Below are 19,174 nucleotides of genomic sequence, written 5' to 3' on the forward strand. Positions count from 1 at the left end.
CCATCTTTATGTTACACCTTATATATATCGGAAGATATGAGAAAGCCATTGACCACCTGTCAAAGATGTGTAAAGAGGGTTTTTATTCAGTACCAACTTGTACGAAGGCTATAAAAATCATAGACAAGACACGGGAGAAATATGATATTATCCTGCTATACGAACAATCAAACCTTCAGAAAGACATTGTTGATATTCTATATTTGAAAAAGAAATATCCCGGAATATACATGGTTTTAGTCATGGATACCTTCAGTGAGGAAGAGAGACTTGAATATCTGAAAGCCGGAATCAACAATACCTTACCATTCGAAGCATCTCAGGCATCCATTGACAATCTAATTAATTTCGTAAAAGCAAGAAAACAACAAAAGATCAATGATCTCCAAAAGAAAGGAGAAAACATCCAATCTTTCAAATTGCCTCTATGGAAAAGATGTTTCGACATTCTTTTCTCCGGATGTGCATTGATTTGCCTGTCACCAATCTTACTATTTACTGCCATAGCAATAAGGAGTGAAAGTAAAGGAACCATTATTTATAAATCAAAACGGGTAGGCAGCAACTATAAGATCTTCGATTTCCTGAAATTCCGTTCGATGTATACCGATGCAGACAAACATCTGAAAGATTTCGATAATCTGAATCAATACAAGATGGTTGATGATGACAGTGAGGACATCTGGGGGGAAGCATTGGGAATAGACGATGACGAGAGCCAAACCATCCTGATCTCCGATGATTTTGTCATATCGGAAGAAACCTATATCAATAAGAAATCCCAAGAAAAACAAAATGCATTCGTCAAACTGGAAAATGATCCGCGTATCACACACGTAGGACGGATCATACGTAAATATAGTATCGACGAATTGCCCCAACTCATAAACATCCTGAAAGGTGACATGTCGATAGTAGGCAACCGCCCGTTGCCACTTTACGAAGCCGAGCTGTTAACTAGTGATGAACACATCGACCGTTTTATGGGACCGGCTGGATTAACAGGCCTTTGGCAAGTAGAAAAAAGAGGAGATTCGGGAAAAATGTCCGCGGAGGAAAGAAAGCAACTGGATATAAAGTATGCAAAAACATTTTCTTTCTGGCTCGATATGAAAATCATCCTGAAAACAGTTACTGCATTTATTCAAAAGGAGAATGTATAAACTGAACATTTCAAATGATGATAGGTGATATTCTATATATAACAGATGATATTCTTTTTTTCTGCATGGCTTTATGTGGCATCTATCTTTTTATATTCGCTTTATCCGCACTATTCAGACGATCGGATAAATACCAAAAGGCAGAGGAAGATCACCGTTTTGTCATATTCACTCCACCGGGGGCAGTGATCGATAATCAGGAATATCCTGAAAATCTATACACTATAATCATTTACGAAGATCTGTTCCAGACCTTGAAACAGTTGCAGGAAGCACACTTTGATATTGCTGTTATTCTAGGAGAAACCACGCACATCTCCACTCATCTGTTACAGAACCTAAACAATGCCTATGATTCCGGTGTGATGGCTATGCAGTTGCATCATATTATCGCTCCCCGCCCTACCGGAAAACTTCACCGGGCGGCTATCTATGAAGAAATAAGAAACAGCCTGTTCAGGCTTGGTCCTGCACAGGCAGGTCTGCCATCAATGTTCGATAAATATGATATTGCCGTTGACTTCCAATGGCTTAAGAGAAATATGAAAAGAGCCGAAAGCAATCTCGAAAGCATGCTTTTACGGCAATATATTTATATTGAATACTTGAATGATTCCATCGTATATAGCAAAGCACCTCGTCAGCAGCCCCGACGTATGGCCCTAGGAAAAGTTTTTTCCAAGTTTCCTTCCACCTTATTGGCAGGCAATTGGGGATATGGTGCCAAACTTTTCAGACAAATTCTCCCTTCTTGGCAAACATTACTCGTGATAATCACCGTCTGGTGTTTATTCATCACCTGCTATGAATGGAGATTCTGCCTAAAATGGTGGATTCTGCTATTTTGGTTGATAATTACCATATGCATGGCAATTCCCGACTATCTGGTTGAAAAGAATACAAGAAAATCCAAACTCAGCAAATACCTATGAGTATCCATAGCCTTAAAGAGAGCGTCAAACAAAATCCCAAACTGAAACAATGCTTGCACCGCTTCATCATGCATCCGGTAAAGACACGTCCCAATTGGTGGATTCGTTTATTCTATTTCACTTACCTAAAACGAGGTAAAGGATCGGTTATATATCGCAGTGTACGAAAAGACCTTCCCCCCTTTCGTAAGTTTTCGTTGGGTAAATATTCAGTGGTTGAAGATTTTTCGTGCCTGAACAATGCGGTAGGTGATCTGAATATCGGGGATTATACCCGGATCGGGTTAGGAAATACGATCATCGGACCGGTAAGTATCGGCAATCATGTGAACCTGGCACAAAATGTGACGGTAACCGGACTCAACCACAACTTCGAAGGTGTAGATAAACGGATAGATCAACAGGGGGTAAGTACCCGGCAAGTGATCATCGAAGATGATGTATGGGTAGGTGCAAATGCTGTCATCCTGCCGGGAGTTACACTTGGTAGGCATAGCGTGGTGGCTGCCGGAAGCGTAGTTATCCGTCCGGTTCCTCCTTATACGGTCTGTGCCGGAAGCCCCGCACGAATCATAAAGCGTTATAATCCGGAGAATAATCTGTGGGAAAAAGAAAGCAAGTAACTATATATAATTAAAAAGACTACGTAATATACCTCGTTTAAGGGATTGTGACCACGGGTCAAATGCCCTATCTTTGCAGTATCAGAATTTAATTAATTAGTCATAATTTTATTACGTAGCCACATTTTTAAGTAAAATAGAATCCCGCCGAAGTGATTTCGTCGGGATTTTGTGTTTTTAGTTCCTTAAATAAAATCATAACCGGTTTACAGTTAGCCCAGCCTTATTTACGCCTGTACCTTTTCAAGCAGATACCGAAGCAAGCAAGTATAAGCAGCAATGTAACGCCAAATGCCCAATAATTAATCATTTTTGATTCAGCCGTAAGCAAATAATCACCTGTAACAAGACGAAAAGCATCCACTCTCCATGCAATGCCATCATCGCTTTGAGAATCCGCATTGGTAGCGATCAATTTTCCGGGCATTGTCAGTTCAAACTTGATGGCATAGTAAAAGAGTGCTGAGACCTCACTGTCTTTTTCAAACTTTTTGTCCATAGCATCTTTGTTCGAAGCATACAATCCTAAGAAGTACTTTGTACGACACGCCTCATCAAACATACTGCAAATGGCCTCCGGACTGCCATCAAAATTCTCATTAGCAGAAAGCACTTTTTTAGATACGGATTCTTTCTGTTTTTCCATACAGTGCAAATAAGTTGTATCCCCTTGATTTTCTACCAATTGGCTGATAATGCGAAAGCTTATTTCAAACTGGGTACAGTTATACCATTGCCAGAACTTCGATCCTATATCATCCAGCTTGTTGTCAAGTTCCATTCCATTCAGACCGGCATAGGCGGCCTCATCTCCACGAAACCAAATCTGTTGTTCCTCCGGTGTCAGAAATTTACTCAACGGCACCGGACCTTTGTCGGGAAGTTCATGATAAGTTGCCGTATATTCATAATAGGTATAAAACCATCTGAATTTCTTATCCAACTTTTCATGAGGTACTACCAACGGTTTCATGTACTCCTTTCCCGGCAATGTAGAAAAATATTCACCGTTCACTTCGGGAAATCTCTGAGAGGCTATCACATTCAACGGTTCTTCATCGCCCCAAAAATTATATTTACGGGTAGAGTCCATATTCACCAGCCGCCATTTGTCATTCAATTGGAATAGAAACGGATTCTGAGACTTGTCACCTGCCCGGAAGGCAGAATCCCCCAAAGCATATACTTCTCTATGCATACTCCCATCAGCTTCAATCCGGGAACTCATTTTATAATAAGTGCTGCATGAAGTCATCCCAAGCACCAGAATGACTGCCATAAAAATCTTTGCTTTCATAATAAATTCTTTTTTAGCGGTTTTTCTTCAATATATCCGATATTCGCTCCTGCTTTATTTGCCGGAGTTGTGCATAATAGGAAGACAAAAATGCCCCTTTTTCCATTGCTTTCATCTCTTCCCAGTTTTCAGGCAAAGAAGAGTATGAATTATTCTGCCAGTATTCACATTGCTTTTCTTCTTTTACCTGATAAGAGGATGGAGCAATAACCGTTTCATTGATAAACAGACACAACAATAAGGTTGCCGCCACGCCTGACATCCATGTGCCAACCAAAATTTTTCTCTGTTTCTTTGCACTTCTAATCCGGGAAACCCTTTTCAGAATCAAATCTGTCAATTCATTCGGATTTTCCAATACAGGTTGTCTACTCTTGACTGCAGACAGCCACTTTTCGTAATCTTTATCTTCATGTTTCATAAGTCGGGATCTATTTTATTCATTGTATTACGTATATTCTTACGCGCAAGATAGAGTGTATTCTTTATTTTTTCAGGCGATAGTCCGGTGATAACCTGCACTTCTGCCATGTCCAGTTCTTCCACGTCCCTCAACATAAAAACCAGTCTTTGTTGAGCCGACAAATCATTGGTATATTGCATGATCAACTCTTTTAGTTGCCTGTTCGAAAAAGATATTTCTATATTTTCTGCAGATGGAATATCCATGGAGCCGACATAATCAGTTTCATTGTCCAAAGGAGCGTGACGAATAGACCGTAAACGATCATAGCATGTATTGCAAGCTATTTTGTAAATCCAGGTAGAAAAACGGCTCCCACCATTATAGGAATTCAATCCTAACCATATTTTAACAAAGGTTTCCTGTACCATATCCTTTGCTTCATCTTCATCGCAAAGCAAGCGGAAAGCCACCCTGTATATCATCGGTTGGAATTCGGAGACCAGCAATGCGAATGCCTCCATGTCGTCCTTTTGGCATTTGCCAACCAGTTCCTGTATTTTCTCCTGATTTATCATTGTCTATAACTTCCTTGTTTATTATATGATACGTAAATAGTTGCTCCCGGTCGATTGTAAATTGCCAAATATAACAAAAAAATCCCCGAACAAAGCATTGTCCGGGGAGAAGATATATATAAAAAGGTAGGCTTATTGGCCTACCTCACTCAGTTTCTCTTTCACGTCATTAGCCTTTTCAGCTACTTTCCCTGCCACTTTCGTACCAACCTTAACGGCTTTTGTTTTGGCATCTTCCATAGCAGCTTCAGCATCTACTTCAATTTCGTGAAGAGCATTAAATACATCACATTTTAGTTTCTTGGCTCTCGCTGTGCGCGAAAAATGATAAGCCAGCGCACCGATAGCAGAACCGATTCCGAGTCCTACTAAGAATTTAGCATTTCCACATCCCATAATCAAATAATTTATATATTGGTTAATAAAACAAATACGACTCTCCTACTGCCTCCATCAAGGTCGGCTGAACAAGGAAGCAATCCATAAAAAGAGAACGGCTCCTACTACAGAAGTAATCAAACTTCCGATAATACCCGTGGCAGCAAGGCCGAACAGAGAGAATACCCAACCGCCCAACACTCCACCGATGATTCCCAATACAAGATTCACAAGCAGCCCAAAGCCACCGCCTCTTATTATCTTGCCGGCTACGTAACCGGCTACTATACCTATCAGAATATACCAGATAAAATTCATACTATCCGTTTTTATTGTTTGCGATAAAAACAGATACTCTTTGGGAAAGGTTCGCAGAAAGAATGAGGAATTAACGAGAATTTAGGTTATAGTGCAAAGTATCACATGCCTGGTAGATGATATATAAAATACTTAGCACAGAGCGTGTCAACATATTTCAAGTCTAGGCATCCATGTAACGGCATCAAACGGTAATTGCTAAACAACTGATAATCAAAGCAAGAAACACCCATATTCTACCTCGGTGATGAACGGCCCCTTCATCGGTGATGAAGGGGCCGTTCATCACCGACCAACAAGGTGTTCATCGGTGAGGTCGAAGCTCTACAGTCGGAAGGTATATTTATGTAAGAAGTTTTCTCCTAATTGCACCGACTGCTCAGAAGCAAGGATCAATCGTTGTACATTCTGGCGCGCAATTCTTTAATATGATCGGAAGTGATATACTCATCATATTCCATCATTTTATCAATGATACCATTCGGTGTCAACTCAATCACACGATTTGCTACGGTCTGTATAAATTCATGGTCATGAGACGAGAACAGGATATTTCCTTTATACGATTTCAGATTATTGTTAAATGCCTGAATAGATTCCAAGTCAAGGTGATTGGTCGGTGTATCCAGAATCAAACAGTTCGCATTACGAAGCTGCATACGGGCAATCATGCAACGCATCTTTTCACCTCCGGAAAGCACACTTACCTTCTTCAAAACCTCTTCACCGGAGAAAAGCATACGCCCCAAGAATCCTTTCATATATACTTCGTTACCTTCACCAAACTGACTCAGCCAATCGACAAGGTTCAGATCCGAATTAAAGAATTCAGTATTATCTAACGGTAGATAAGCCGTAGTGATGGTCACTCCCCAATTGAAATGTCCCGCATCCGGTTTCAAATTACCATTAATGATTTCAAAGAAGGCAGTCATTGCACGCGGATTTCGTGAAAGGAATACCACTTTGTCCCCTTTCTCCACATTGAAATTCACATCATTGAACAGCACCACACCCTCATCCGTCTTCTTGGACAGGCCGGACACTTCCAATATCTGATTACCCGGTTCACGTTCGGGAGTAAAAATAATACCCGGATATTTACGTGAAGAAGGCTTGATCTCTTCCACGTTCAGCTTTTCCAGCATCTTTTTACGGCTGGTGGTTTGCTTGCTCTTAGCTACATTGGCACTGAAGCGGCGGATAAACTCTTCCAGTTCTTTCTTCTTTTCTTCAGCCTTAGCCTTCTGGTTCTGCTGCTGGCGAAGAGCCAACTGACTTGATTCATACCAGAAACTATAATTACCGGCAAAGAGATTTATCTTTCCATAATCTATATCGACCGTATGTGTACATACCGAATCGAGGAAGTGACGGTCATGGCTGACAACCAGTACGGTATGCTCAAAATTCGAAAGATATTCTTCCAGCCAAGCAACCGTTTCCATATCCAGGTCATTGGTAGGTTCGTCCAGCAAAAGATTGTCCGGATTACCGTAGAGAGCTTGTGCCAACATCACACGTACTTTCTCCTTACCACTCAATTCACCCATCAATGTATAATGTTTATCTTCTTTGATACCCAGTCCGCTCAACAGAGCCGCTGCATCACTTTCTGCATTCCATCCGTCCAGCTCGGCAAACTTTTCCTCCAGTTCGGAAACCTTCAAGCCGTCTTCATCCGTAAAGTCAGTCTTGGCATACAACTCCTCACGCTGCTTCATAATATCCCACAATACCGTATGCCCCATCATCACTGTATCCATCACAGTGAATGCATCCCATTTAAAGTGATCCTGACTCAAGACTGAAAGACGTTCGCCAGGTCCTAAAGTAATGGTTCCGGTGGTCGGATCAAGGTCACCGTAGATGGTTCGAAGGAAAGTAGACTTCCCCGCACCGTTGGCACCAATGATACCGTAACAATTTCCACTTGTAAATTTCAGATTTACATCATTGAATAATACTCTTTTGCCAAACTGTACCGAAACGTTCGAAACTGTAATCATCTTCTATATTTACGATTTAAAAATAAACAGGGCGCAAAGATACGCATTTTTAATGAATAACATACTATGCACGTTGTGTCAATCTGACATAAAAACATTACCTTTGCAACGTTTTTTGGCATATAAGACAGATTGGCAGAGTTTTTGCAGGGAAGCAATCATATTGAAACGTCTTGTTGACATGAAACTGAATCCATTTATTAAGAACAAAAAATATAAAGATATGAATCCGAAAGAAAAAGCTAAAGAAAAAGAGGTAAAAGCTAAAGCAACAGAGAACTTGAAAGAGGAAAAAGAATCGAAAGAAAACCCTGTTGAAGAAACAGCGCCCCTTGCTGAAGAGAATGAACTCGAAAAACAATTGGAAGAAGCCAATGCAACCATCGAAGATCAGAAGGATAAATATCTTCGTTTGTCGGCCGAATTTGACAACTATCGTAAACGTACGATGAAAGAAAAGGCCGAACTGATCCTGAATGGGGGTGAAAAGAGTTTAAGCAGTATCCTTCCCGTTGTTGATGATCTGGAACGCGCGCTTCAGACCATGGAGAAAGCTACGGACGTGGCTGCAGTGAAAGAAGGCGTTGAACTCATTTACAACAAATTCATTGCTGTATTGAACCAAAATGGCGTGAAAATAATCGAAACCAAAGATCAAGCTTTGGACACCGATTATCATGAAGCCATCGCAGTAGTCCCCGCTCCGTCAGAAAAACAAAAAGGAAAGATTCTGGACTGTGTTCAGACGGGTTACACACTGAACGATAAAGTACTGCGCCACGCCAAAGTGGTAGTTGGAGAATAAAAAAACATATGGAAAAGAGAGACTACTATGAAGTGCTGGAGGTGACAAAGACCGCAACAGCAGAAGAAATAAAGAAAGCATACCGAAAAAAAGCCATCCAATATCACCCGGATAAGAATCCGGGTGATAAAATGGCAGAAGAAAAATTTAAGGAAGCAGCCGAAGCTTACGATGTACTGAGCAACCCGGACAAGCGTGCCCGGTATGATCAGTTCGGCCATGCCGGTATGGGAGGAGCAGCCGGAAACGGTGGTCCGTTCGGAGGATTTGGCGGAAGTATGTCCATGGATGACATATTCTCCATGTTCGGTGACATCTTCGGTGGCCGCGGAGGCGGTGGTTTCGGAGGTGGTTTTGGCGGTTTCAGCGGATTCGGTGGAGGCGGTGGCCAACAACAAAGACGTTACCGGGGTTCCGATCTCCGGGTAAAAGTGAAATTAAACTTGAAGGAAATCTCCACAGGCGTAGAAAAGAAATTCAAACTGAAGAAATATGTATCGTGTACACATTGTCACGGTACGGGTGCCGAAGGAGACGGTGGATCGGAAACTTGTCCTACCTGTAAAGGAAGCGGGTCGGTCATTCGTAACCAACAAACCATATTAGGTACGATGCAGACACGTACCACCTGTCCGACCTGTAACGGTGAGGGAAAAATCATAAAGAATAAATGCAAAGAATGTGGTGGTGACGGGATAGTATACGGTGAAGAAGTGGTAACGGTAAAAATTCCGGCCGGTGTAGCCGAGGGTATGCAACTCTCCATGAGTGGCAAAGGTAATGCAGGAAAACACAATGGCGTTCCCGGTGACCTTTTGATCCTTGTGGAAGAAGAGTCACATCCCGAACTGATCCGTGACGAAAACGATTTGATATACAATCTGCTCCTCAGCTTCCCTGCGGCTGCCTTGGGCGGTGCGGTAGAAATACCTACCATTGATGGTAAAGTTAAAGTTAAGATTGACTCAGGAACTCAGCCGGGCAAAGTCCTTCGCTTGCGAGGCAAAGGACTGCCGAATGTCAATGGATACGGAACCGGAGATTTATTAGTAAATGTCAGTGTATACGTTCCGGAAGCATTGAATAAAGAAGAGAAGAATATTCTTGAAAAGTTGGATGGTTCTGACAATTTTAAGCCAAACACATCGATCAAAGATAAAATATTCAAGAAATTCAAAAGTTTCTTTGACTAAAGCAAGCCCGGTGCCATACCGGGCTTTTGTTTTTCATTTATATCCAGGATTCTGAGTTAAAGCCGGATTCATGCGTATTATATTATCCGGGATAGGAAAAACAGTCGTATAACCATTCTCTTCACCCGGAAGTTGAGGACGGCTATTATAAGCGTGGGTGAAACGTCCGAACCGGATTAGGTCTTGTCTCCGCCATCCTTCCCAAGCAAGTTCCATTTGTCGTTCCGCCAAAATGTTTTCCAAGGTAGCTTCCCGGTAAGGGGCATGAACACGGGAACGAACTTGATGTAATTCAGCATTACCATCTTCACCATTTCTCACTTTTGCTTCACACTTCATCAGCAAAACATCGGCATATCGATAGAGAACAATATCATTTTCCATCAATTTACCATCTTTGGTGGCTGTCTCATCAATGGCATATTTCTTCATACGCGCACCTGCCGTCTTTTCATAGGGAGTATTCGACACGTCAAGAGCAACTTCCCAGGGAAGATATTCCAATACCGTACCATCATCCATTCTTACAATTTTTCCTTTCAGATCGTAAACGACTCCTGCGAAATAACACATATCAAAACGCGGATCTACCTCATCCGTACCGTAAGCAAATGTCTGAAGTACCTCAAGAGTCGCACTCGAACCGTTTTCTCCTCCCAATCCGTAAGCCTTGGCATGGTTGTAATGACGGGAACGGAACAGGTACTGCATCTGGTTGGTATACAGATTCTTATTCATAGGTATCACGAATATATTTTCAATAGAAGCTTCATTGAATACAGCAAAATTTGTTGTGTAATCGTCTTCCAAACGGTATCCGGTTTGGGTAACGGAATCACAATAAGCTTCAACGGTTTGCCAAGCGTTCAATGACTTACCTCCAACGGTAAAATAAATATTTTTACCTTCCGGAAAGTCCATGTCCGTCCAATCATCATCCATATAAATTTCACTATTCAACACCAGCTTTGCCAGCAAGAAATAGGCGACCGGGCGTGTAATGCGACCATAATAACTACCGGGCAGGTTGCTATGAGAAGTATTCAAGAGGGGGGCAGATTCTTGCAATTCACGAAACACAAATTTGAATAATTCCGATCGTGACCGTTGTACGACCTCCTTCATGGGCATCGAAGACGAAAGCACCAACGGCACACGGCCAAAAAGATCAAGAAGATGATAATAATAGAGCGCCCTGAAAGCACGCACCTCCGAACGGTAAGCATCCAATTCCGGAAAATCACCATGAGTCTTTTTATAAAGCTCTATTTTTTCAAGTGACTTGTTACTAAGCAAAATCACTTTATATAAATATTCCCACGTAGCCTGTATGGCATCATTGTTGACACCCCATCGGTGGAGAAAAAGCCCTTGCCAAAATCCACCGTCATACCAATCTCCACCGCGGGTAGGCATTATCGCCTCATCAGTAGTAAATGTATTGAGATCATAAATGCCTCGTCCCGTACCTTGCAATCCCTGACTGTCACTACACCCACCGATATTATTGTACAATGTGGCCACCGTATTAAGGTAAAGATCGGAAAGATTATCGAATGCTTCTTCTTCATAGATCTTATCCCGTGGCTCCTCCCGAAGAAAGTCATCACAGGAAGTTTGGATTATAAAAAGAGCAATCCACATTATTATATATGCTGCCGAACGTTTCATAGTCATTTCATTTTTAGAAGTTAATACTAAGGCCGAGGGTATAAACACGTGCCAAAGGATATCCCCGTTTATCATCGACACCCAACGTAGAATTCACAGTAGAACTGTTGATCATAGCCGATAAACCGGAATAGCCGCTGATGGTTGCCAAATTGTTGATAGTAAAAGCGAGACGTAAAGACTGAATATATTTACTCCATTTTTCCACCGGCACATTCCACCCGATAGTAAGGTAATCGAAATTAATATAATCGCCCTTTTCAAGCCAGTAGTCAGTGGCAGTCTGATCTTTTATATTCCGTTGCGGAGCTTCTTTCATCACATTATAGTCAGGAAAAATATTCATATTCATATAAGTCAGCGAAGTCCCATTATAAATCTTATGTCCGAAAGCCCCATTAATTTGAAGAGAAACATCCAAACGTTTATACCGGAAACTGATATTCGAACCCAACAATGTTTTTGGTACTGCCTGTCCCGCTACAGCGCGGTCTTCACCATCTTCAAGGCTCACTCCTCCCCCATTCAGATCTGCAATAGCATAAGTATAACCACCTTCACCGTCAGAGATCAATCCGGTACAATGCGGTAAATAGAAAACTCCTAAAGGTTGACCGACTATCTGATAAACAATGTGATTATATCCACCGTGGAATCCGGCTCCATCAAGTCCTGCCAGACTTTTATATTGGGGAGCGGAAATCCTTTCTCCATCATAATCACCACTTAATGATAATAATTTATTCCGTTGGAAAGTCATATTCACATTGATATTCAACTCCATATCCCGTGTTTTTAATGGCGTAACTCCAACGGCTATTTCCGTACCGCTGTTACGCATTGAACCGATATTTGCCAATAGAGTATTGAATATAAACGGTGGTACGCTGACATTATAAAGATAAAGCATATCCGTTGTCCGGGAATTATAATAATTGGCGGAAAGTAATAACCGGTTTCCAAACATTCCAAAGTCTACACCGGCATTAAACGTATGTTTAACTTCCCACTTTAAATTTGGGTTCGTATTTTGCATATCTCCCAGAGTAACAGTAGCTGAATTTCCGACCGGAACCACTCCATTGGGACGAACCAGCCCCAGTGTCGTATAAGAATCTATTCCATTCTGGTTGCCCGCCAGTCCGTACCCCACACGGAACTTCAGATTATCGATCCAGGTAATTTGTTTCATAAATTTTTCTTCATTTACTGCCCAAGCAGCAGATACGGAGGGAAAGAATCCCCATTTATGATTGTTACCGAATTTGGAAGAAGCATCCGCACGGGCATTTACAGTAAGAATGTAACGATCGGCATAGGTGTAATTGAAACGTCCCATAAAAGAGACAAGATGTGGTTCTTCAAAATAAGAATTTGTACCTTCCCACGGTCGCAAAGCACCGGCTTGAAGATTATCAAACCCAAATTTGTCAGTACTGAAATTCGTTACCGTAGTATAATATCCGGTATATGTTTCCTTCTGAAGTTCGGCAAGAGTCAGCACATCAAAAAAGTGTTTCTTCCAATTTCTGTGATAAGTCAACATTAGGTTTCCCAGCAGAGATTCCATCTTCTTCGTGCCCTTATATGCCTGACCATGTGCCCAAACAGCAGTTGGTAAATATTGGGAGTTCTCCACGATATTATAAGTATAGGAACCGAACATGACCAATTTAAGCCCTTCGAATAAATTGAAAGTAAATTTCGCATGGGTACTGATATGAGAAGCTGCATCCTGATCTTTCACCTCCATCCATGCCAACGGATTAGTAATCTGGCTGGCATTCGTAATCTGATCCCAAGAATTGGTTATCAAATTCTTATGATTCGGGAAAGTGGGATTAAATGTGGCAGCCGAATAGAATGTTTTTTGAAGATCGAAAAGATTATGATTCTTCTGTATGGAACCGAACATGCCGAGATCACAACGAATAAAATCACCGAAAACTTTCTGAGTCATATTCATGTTGGAGGTGAAGTTCTTCATATCTTCATTTAGGATTACCCCTTGGCGATCTACATACCCCAAAGAAATACGATAGTTTGAAGCATCGGAACCACCGTAGAATGCAACATGATGATTTTGCTGAAAACCGGTTTGTTCTATTTCCTTTTGAAAATCGGTGTTGTTACCTTGGTCGAGAATGGATATTCCCCGTTCACCGGCAACTTTACGAAAAGTCTCAGCGGAGAGCATCTCCAAGTTTTTATATACCGAAGTTATACCGAAACTACCGTTATAACTGACTCTTGTCTTTCCACTCACGCCCTTCTTGGTAGTAACTTCAATCACTCCGGATGCTCCACGGGAACCATACTGTGCAGTTTCAGAAGCATCTTTCAGAATAGTGAAACTTTCGATATCCGTGGGATAAATGGAAGTAAGCATATTCAAATCCCCAAATACTCCGTCAACAATGATGAGCGGATCGTTTCCACTGGTCAATGACGTTGTCCCTCGAAGACGTACCGCATCCAGTGCGGCCGGTCCATTTGAACCACGCTGAATGGTAAGTCCGGGTACACGTCCACGAATAGCATCCAATGGATTGTTTATCTGATCCCGGTTCATCTGTAATTCGGTAATCTTTTCTACAGATCCCGACACGTTCTTTGTTTTCCCCGTTGCATATCCAACAGTAATCAAAGAGTCTAAAGGGGCAAGAACAAGCTCCTGAGAAGAAATATCCGACAGGAAAAAAACTGAGAAGAAAAATAAGAGAAAAACTCTTAACCGAATCGTCTGGTGTCGTTTCATATTATCTCTTGTTTTTAAGGTATATATGCTTACTATATACAATTATAACAAAAAAAGAGACAAAGCGGTTCTCAAAGTCGGTTTAAATTTTTCTCTAAAATAATCTTTACTTGTTCATGCCTATCATCGACCTTTCTTATCAATAAGACCGGAAAGTAGAAGCAGGCAATCCGGCTGAATTGACCAAGTTAGCACGGGTAAAGGGTTGCCACGCATAACGAACGTAACGGGGAGATTTCACTTTCTCACTATAAACTTTAATCCGGTTGCCGATCACCTCTGCTTGAGCCGGATAAAAAATCCCTTCCGTATCTGCAATTTCAAATGTTTTTATAGGCTGTCCATCTGAAGTATGCATACCTTCTGCATAATCGAATGTAATATAAGCAGCCCCTTGCCGGAAGTCTGCACAACGGAAAAGAGGTCCTGAAGGAACCACATGAACCATTCCATAGGTATCATGCAACGCCCATCGTGCCAAACGTTCACCTACGGGTTTCTTGTTCCTGGGATGGACATCAAGCGAATCTCCATAATCACTGGAAACAGCCATTCCGGAGTAAGGAATATCTGCCATCATGCTCCTTTGGCTGTCACGGAACCAAGGCCAAGAAGGTCTGTCAATGGAAGAAAGTTGCACATAATAGAAAGGAAGTTTCGGCATGTTCCAGTTTTTGCGCCAACTGTCAATGAGTAGATGAAACAATTTTTCATGAGCCTCATAATTATGGGCATTCGATTCGCCTTGATACCAGATCACTCCCTTAATAGGAAACTGTTCCAAGGGTAAAATGCCCGATTCGAAAAGATAACAGGGTTCATAAGGATGGCGTTGAAGTGTACATGTTGCCTGTTTTATATTTAAAGAAGCACGATTACGTACCCATTCCTGTATAAAATCATTTTGCCTCCAATTATGCAAGATAGCGGGGAAATCATATTCCAATGCCTCGCGGCTAATCCATGCCTCGGTAGGAGATCCGCCTATGGCATTGCAAATCAAACCGACCGGTACTTGCAAACTGTCCTGCAACATTTTACTAAAATAATAAGCTATAGCCGAAAAATCCGATACAGTGGAAGGCGAACAAACACTCCACTTAGTATCTTGATAGTATTGTAAATGATTCAAAGAATCGAGAACCGCACCGTCCCACTCCACTGAATTCGTTCGCCAACGGGCTTTCATGTCATATAAACGAATTTGTTCATTATTACCGAGGGGGATATCTTTTCGGGCAGTGGTAGCCTGTTTCAACATAAACTCCATATTGGACTGTCCGGAACAGAGCCAGACTTCGCCAACCATTACATTACTAAAAGATTTTATCTGGTTTTCAGATCTCACCACTAACGTGTAGGGTCCCCCTGCCTGTAAAGATTCAAGTCGCACCGTCCAATTTCCATCAAGAGAGACTTGTGTCTTTTTCTTCTGTCCAGCGATGCTGACCGTCACCTCTTTTCCGGCATTGGCAGTTCCCCGTATCTCCAGAGAGGAATTACGTTGTAACACCATATTATCACTGAATATTTCAGGCAAATGCAAGCCGCCATAATCACCGGTCATGGCAGAATAGACTATTCGGGCAAGAATTCCCGCCCCCTCAGCGGTAGGATGTATGGCATCAGGAAGCATGAAAGGATACCGGTAAAGTGGTTCATGGAAGTCAATCAATTCCAAACCAGTATGCCGAGCTACAGTTTCTATGGCTTGTTGTATCTCACCATGCCAGTCACGTGTGCCCGATTCAAAACGAGGATGGCGGTCGGCAATCGGAGTCATACGTGCTATCAAAATCCGGGCTTTCGGATTGACCACTTTAAAAGAATCAATCAATGCTAAATAATCTGTAACAAAATAATCTCTATAATTTGGCCAGTCCCTGGGATCAGTGTCATTTATTCCCAAATGAATGACTACCACATCTCCCGCAAATTTCAAAGCTTGCCGGAATTCATCTTGTTGCATATAAGGACGATGTCCTTTATTCAACAAGGTAGCTCCGGGTTTACCAAAATTACTGACCATATATCCATCTCCCAGCATTCTCTGCAATTGGGCGGGGTAAGAATTCAGTTCACGATTGTCTATTCCCGAACCATAAGTAATACTATTACCAATACAAGCCACCTTTACAGGTTCCTGAGCGACCGCAGATAAAACCGAACTTATCAGCAGGAAACACAAGAATACACTTTTCATTTTTCTTCAACAAAAGGTTTGACAATTTCCACCCATTTCATATATCCCTTTCCTAATAGATGCAAACCGTCATTCGTATACTCGCGTTTCATCTTACCAGTCTGTGTATCAACAAAATGAGAATACAGATCGATATAAGTCAGGTTTTTATCTTCAGCAATTTGCATTAGCCCTTTATTAATTTTCTCAATATCTTTCCAATGGGCGGTATGATTGGAGAATTTTCCATAATAATCGGTCACGGGTAACAGACTTTGCAGGTATAACTTGGTTTTTGGCGAATCTGTCTTTATTTTATCGGCAATCATCCCAATACGATGAACGATCGTGTCAGTATGTGTCCCCCGGCTCACATCGTTTATACCGATAAGTAAAAATATCTTGGCAGGTTTTCCTTTTAAAATAACATCCAAACGGTCATACACACCCATGCAAATATCCCCACTGATGCCCCGGTTCTTGACATGTTTGTTTTGGAACAATTCAGCCCATTCTGCCCCATTGGTTATACTGTTGCCAAGAAAAATAATATCCTTTGAATTCACGGGCAACTTTTCAAATAACGTCGCACGTTGGTAATAAAATGTAGAGTATTTATTTTCCTGAGCATTGCCGGCTACCGCAATAAACAGCAACATAATAATAAGCCAATTACGTTTCATATGCACATATTTTAAATAGTTACTCAATGATTAGTCTATCGATCTCCGTTGTCCGGATACCCGGTTTTAATTCACCACCTATAATGAAAAGTTCTCTTCCATTTCCTACTGCCACGGCTCCAGCGCGTGCCAAACAAGAGTACTCTCCCCATGTAGCCCAACAATTATGGCGAATGTCATATACCATTAGATTTTTATTGAACCGATACCAATCCACCGGTTGTGTGAGGTAATTCTCTCGTGGAATAAAAGAATACTTTCCACTGATAGCATCCCAAAAAATGTCCTTATTTACACCCCCGGTACATACAATAAGACTGTCCGACATGGCAGTTGAGGTACCTCCTGTTAAAGTTAGTTTTTCATCGGCCTCTTTTATACCGGCTCCCATTATAGGCTCCCAAACTTTCTTTAAAGGCTGATAACAATATCCATCCATTGCAACATTGGCATCTCGCTCACCAACACGCGGACAAAAACCACCCCAAATAAATAACAAACCATTTTGAACAGCGCAAACAGGTTGCACGCGTGGTACACCGGGAAATGGAATTTCTTCACGCCACCCTTTTTGTGGTGCATCCAAGCAGAAAGAATATACGGAAGAAGCAGGCATACCGTTTTCATTTCCTCCTACTACGTATAAGGCATTATCCAAAATAGCACCTGCCATATTATCAAGAGTCACAGGCAGAGAGGGTAATGTATCCAAAACGGCTTTGCCCGAATCAGTCAAAGAAATACTGAATACTGATGAAAAGCTTCTTTCAGAGTTGTTTCCACCGATTATAAAAAGTTTCCCTGAATGTGAAATAGAAACTCCGTAGGCAGCCGAAAATGGCAATTCTCCAACCTGACTCCATACCAAAGTCGTATCAGAAGTTATTTTTGCAGAATAAATACCTTGATAAAAACGCTTTTCTCCTCCTTCGGATGCCGGTTTCCCGGGAAAATTACATCCCCCGGCAATTATCAGCCGATCACCAATAATACCTGCATAACAGGCAGATACACCCAACGAAAAGCCGGATTCCTCATTGGGGAAACCGGACATTTGTTGAATACAAACTCTCTGTTTCCGGGGGGAGGCCTCAGAGCTACACGAGACCATCGGAAACAGGAGTGTTGCAAGGTAACAGATTAATAAGCATCTCTGTTTTATTTCGATTATCATATATACATTTCAAAGATAAGTACTAATTAAAGAAGTTATAAAGTTCTCGACATTATTCTCATTTCCAGCACATTGTTCCCTTCTTATATTCAGCTTTGGGAAATAGGTATTTAACAAACAGTTAAATACCTATCTTTAGATGATAAGAGCATATATTTCGGTATACTAAAAACACGTATTCTCACATCAATTATATCATATATTAACCCATGAGATTAACTAAGTTAAAAGTGTGATCTGGCTCTTATTGATAAATTGATTCATTAACTAGTCCGGCAAATAATTCTGCATATTTATCGGCAACAGCACTAGCAAATCTCTTTCCTTTTTCAGGGGTAGAAAGTTTAGGATTGCCAATGCCTGTATCTTCTGATACTTTCTGCCAGTTTCGGGGAATCCATGCTACTTTTTCCTGCAACGATCTCATGGCAAAAGGTTTATAATTCCCTTCACCAGCTTCTGCAAGATTCACAAGTTCGGGATGGTAATGCATCATCACCGAAGTTTCCACTTCATCGGCATGATCGCCCGGTGCATCAAAATAATCTTTAGCAGGAAGGACAGCAAACCAATCCGTAGTAGCTATCAGGAAATCAGGATAATCAACGGATAAATCGCGAATCATATTTTTGAAACAATTCCCACCATGACCGTTAATAATAACCAATACACGGATACCTTGTACATAAAGAGAAGCAACAATATCAGTCAATATGGCCTTTTGTGTCTCATATCTGGCATGTACACAAAAATTCAGTTCACGTTGTCCGGGATTTTGAGATCCCATGCTCACAGGCGGCATAACCATACAACGCACGCCATACCGTTCTTTGGAACGAAGTGCAGCATCAACCGCTATATCATGCGCCAAAATACAATCAGTCAAATAGGGCAAATGAAGATTATGAGGTTCAGTCGCTCCCCACGGAAGTGCTACCAAATCATATTTCAGGTCTTTCACCTTCCCATAAGATGTCAGGGATAAATCAATTTCTTTATTCATTGTA

The 19,174-nt window shown here is 41.5% G+C and carries 17 protein-coding genes; 5 read left to right on the top strand and 12 right to left on the bottom strand.

All coding sequences use genetic code 11. The annotated features are described in order from the left end of the window. Window positions 1-8: 8 nt before the first annotated feature. Genes H8744_RS16915 through H8744_RS18960 form a run of 3 tightly spaced genes read left to right on the top strand, consistent with a single transcriptional unit; the run spans window position 9 to window position 2,718 of the window. Window positions 9-1,163, top strand: a complete 1,155-nt coding sequence (locus tag H8744_RS16915) for a sugar transferase (RefSeq protein WP_305067395.1) — start codon at window positions 9-11, stop codon at window positions 1,161-1,163. A gap of 14 nt (window positions 1,164-1,177) precedes the next feature. Beyond that, the gene (locus tag H8744_RS16920; RefSeq protein WP_262435979.1) at window positions 1,178-2,095 is read left to right on the top strand and encodes a hypothetical protein; all 918 of its coding nucleotides are present in this window, start codon (window positions 1,178-1,180) and stop codon (window positions 2,093-2,095) included. After that, window positions 2,092-2,718 carry an acyltransferase gene (locus H8744_RS18960; protein WP_305067396.1) on the top strand — a complete coding sequence of 209 codons (627 nt, stop codon included), beginning with the start codon at window positions 2,092-2,094 and terminating at the stop codon, window positions 2,716-2,718. Before H8744_RS16920 ends, H8744_RS18960 begins: the two co-directional genes overlap by 4 nt. Before the next feature lie 223 nt (window positions 2,719-2,941). Here H8744_RS18960 and H8744_RS16935 read toward each other — a convergent pair whose 3' ends face one another. The 6 genes from H8744_RS16935 to H8744_RS16960 all read right to left on the bottom strand — a co-directional run bounded on the left by H8744_RS16935 (window position 2,942) and on the right by H8744_RS16960 (window position 7,701). Continuing rightward, the gene (locus H8744_RS16935) at window positions 2,942-4,015 is read right to left on the bottom strand and encodes a hypothetical protein (protein ID WP_262435980.1); all 1,074 of its coding nucleotides are present in this window, start codon (window positions 4,013-4,015) and stop codon (window positions 2,942-2,944) included. Between the two features lie 13 nt (window positions 4,016-4,028). Continuing rightward, window positions 4,029-4,436, bottom strand: a complete 408-nt coding sequence (locus H8744_RS16940) for a hypothetical protein (RefSeq protein WP_262435981.1) — start codon at window positions 4,434-4,436, stop codon at window positions 4,029-4,031. Further along, window positions 4,433-4,996 (bottom strand): RNA polymerase sigma factor, encoded by a 564-nt coding sequence (locus tag H8744_RS16945; RefSeq protein WP_262435982.1) that lies wholly within the window; start codon window positions 4,994-4,996, stop codon window positions 4,433-4,435. The genes H8744_RS16940 and H8744_RS16945 overlap by 4 nt, the downstream gene beginning before the upstream one ends. 132 nt (window positions 4,997-5,128) lie before the next feature. After that, complete coding sequence (locus H8744_RS16950) at window positions 5,129-5,392, bottom strand: hypothetical protein (RefSeq protein WP_262435983.1); 264 nt, start codon at window positions 5,390-5,392, stop codon at window positions 5,129-5,131. A 57-nt stretch (window positions 5,393-5,449) separates the two neighbouring features. Continuing rightward, window positions 5,450-5,692 (bottom strand): GlsB/YeaQ/YmgE family stress response membrane protein, encoded by a 243-nt coding sequence (locus tag H8744_RS16955; RefSeq protein WP_262435984.1) that lies wholly within the window; start codon window positions 5,690-5,692, stop codon window positions 5,450-5,452. 392 nt (window positions 5,693-6,084) lie between these two features. Next, window positions 6,085-7,701, bottom strand: coding sequence for an ABC-F family ATP-binding cassette domain-containing protein (locus tag H8744_RS16960; RefSeq protein WP_262435985.1), 1,617 nt, complete (start codon window positions 7,699-7,701; stop codon window positions 6,085-6,087). Between the two features lie 223 nt (window positions 7,702-7,924). On the opposite strand from H8744_RS16960, the gene H8744_RS16965 reads away from it, so the two are divergent. Next, window positions 7,925-8,506, top strand: a complete 582-nt coding sequence (locus H8744_RS16965) for a nucleotide exchange factor GrpE (RefSeq protein ID WP_262435986.1) — start codon at window positions 7,925-7,927, stop codon at window positions 8,504-8,506. A gap of 8 nt (window positions 8,507-8,514) precedes the next feature. Beyond that, window positions 8,515-9,699: a molecular chaperone DnaJ gene (gene dnaJ, locus H8744_RS16970; RefSeq protein WP_262435987.1), complete on the top strand. Its 1,185-nt coding sequence runs from the start codon at window positions 8,515-8,517 to the stop codon at window positions 9,697-9,699. 33 nt (window positions 9,700-9,732) lie between these two features. Here dnaJ and H8744_RS16975 read toward each other — a convergent pair whose 3' ends face one another. From H8744_RS16975 to H8744_RS17000, 6 genes are all read right to left on the bottom strand, one after another. Further along, window positions 9,733-11,370, bottom strand: coding sequence for a RagB/SusD family nutrient uptake outer membrane protein (locus H8744_RS16975; protein ID WP_262435988.1), 1,638 nt, complete (start codon window positions 11,368-11,370; stop codon window positions 9,733-9,735). 13 nt (window positions 11,371-11,383) lie between these two features. Beyond that, window positions 11,384-14,128: a SusC/RagA family TonB-linked outer membrane protein gene (locus H8744_RS16980; protein ID WP_262435989.1), complete on the bottom strand. Its 2,745-nt coding sequence runs from the start codon at window positions 14,126-14,128 to the stop codon at window positions 11,384-11,386. Between the two features lie 139 nt (window positions 14,129-14,267). After that, on the bottom strand, window positions 14,268-16,331 hold the full coding sequence (locus H8744_RS16985; RefSeq protein ID WP_262435990.1) for a GDSL-type esterase/lipase family protein: 2,064 nt from the start codon (window positions 16,329-16,331) through the stop codon (window positions 14,268-14,270). Further along, the gene (locus H8744_RS16990; RefSeq protein ID WP_262435991.1) at window positions 16,328-16,993 is read right to left on the bottom strand and encodes a GDSL-type esterase/lipase family protein; all 666 of its coding nucleotides are present in this window, start codon (window positions 16,991-16,993) and stop codon (window positions 16,328-16,330) included. The genes H8744_RS16985 and H8744_RS16990 overlap by 4 nt, the downstream gene beginning before the upstream one ends. A 19-nt stretch (window positions 16,994-17,012) precedes the next feature. Then, window positions 17,013-18,167, bottom strand: coding sequence for a cyclically-permuted mutarotase family protein (locus H8744_RS16995; protein WP_439649363.1), 1,155 nt, complete (start codon window positions 18,165-18,167; stop codon window positions 17,013-17,015). 244 nt (window positions 18,168-18,411) lie between these two features. After that, window positions 18,412-19,170 (bottom strand): creatininase family protein, encoded by a 759-nt coding sequence (locus H8744_RS17000; protein WP_262435993.1) that lies wholly within the window; start codon window positions 19,168-19,170, stop codon window positions 18,412-18,414. Window positions 19,171-19,174: the final 4 nt, after the last annotated feature.

The sequence above is a fragment of the Jilunia laotingensis genome (assembly GCF_014385165.1).
Classification (GTDB): domain Bacteria; phylum Bacteroidota; class Bacteroidia; order Bacteroidales; family Bacteroidaceae; genus Bacteroides; species Bacteroides laotingensis.

Excerpts from the sequence above, each read along its gene's own strand:
- H8744_RS16985 (WP_262435990.1), bottom strand. The coding sequence starts at position 16,331 with ATGAAAAGTGTATTCTTGTGTTTCCTGCTGATAAGTTCGGTTTTATCT.
- H8744_RS16945 (WP_262435982.1), bottom strand. The coding sequence starts at position 4,996 with ATGATAAATCAGGAGAAAATACAGGAACTGGTTGGCAAATGCCAAAAG.
- H8744_RS16915 (WP_305067395.1), top strand. The coding sequence starts at position 9 with ATGTTACACCTTATATATATCGGAAGATATGAGAAAGCCATTGACCAC.
- H8744_RS16940 (WP_262435981.1), bottom strand. The coding sequence starts at position 4,436 with ATGAAACATGAAGATAAAGATTACGAAAAGTGGCTGTCTGCAGTCAAG.
- H8744_RS17000 (WP_262435993.1), bottom strand. The coding sequence starts at position 19,170 with ATGAATAAAGAAATTGATTTATCCCTGACATCTTATGGGAAGGTGAAA.
- H8744_RS16980 (WP_262435989.1), bottom strand. The coding sequence starts at position 14,128 with ATGAAACGACACCAGACGATTCGGTTAAGAGTTTTTCTCTTATTTTTC.
- H8744_RS16960 (WP_262435985.1), bottom strand. The coding sequence starts at position 7,701 with ATGATTACAGTTTCGAACGTTTCGGTACAGTTTGGCAAAAGAGTATTA.
- H8744_RS16995 (WP_439649363.1), bottom strand. The coding sequence starts at position 18,167 with ATGATAATCGAAATAAAACAGAGATGCTTATTAATCTGTTACCTTGCA.
- H8744_RS18960 (WP_305067396.1), top strand. The coding sequence starts at position 2,092 with ATGAGTATCCATAGCCTTAAAGAGAGCGTCAAACAAAATCCCAAACTG.
- H8744_RS16950 (WP_262435983.1), bottom strand. The coding sequence starts at position 5,392 with ATGGGATGTGGAAATGCTAAATTCTTAGTAGGACTCGGAATCGGTTCT.
- H8744_RS16990 (WP_262435991.1), bottom strand. The coding sequence starts at position 16,993 with ATGAAACGTAATTGGCTTATTATTATGTTGCTGTTTATTGCGGTAGCC.
- H8744_RS16975 (WP_262435988.1), bottom strand. The coding sequence starts at position 11,370 with ATGAAACGTTCGGCAGCATATATAATAATGTGGATTGCTCTTTTTATA.
- H8744_RS16965 (WP_262435986.1), top strand. The coding sequence starts at position 7,925 with ATGAATCCGAAAGAAAAAGCTAAAGAAAAAGAGGTAAAAGCTAAAGCA.
- dnaJ (WP_262435987.1), top strand. The coding sequence starts at position 8,515 with ATGGAAAAGAGAGACTACTATGAAGTGCTGGAGGTGACAAAGACCGCA.
- H8744_RS16920 (WP_262435979.1), top strand. The coding sequence starts at position 1,178 with ATGATGATAGGTGATATTCTATATATAACAGATGATATTCTTTTTTTC.
- H8744_RS16955 (WP_262435984.1), bottom strand. The coding sequence starts at position 5,692 with ATGAATTTTATCTGGTATATTCTGATAGGTATAGTAGCCGGTTACGTA.
- H8744_RS16935 (WP_262435980.1), bottom strand. The coding sequence starts at position 4,015 with ATGAAAGCAAAGATTTTTATGGCAGTCATTCTGGTGCTTGGGATGACT.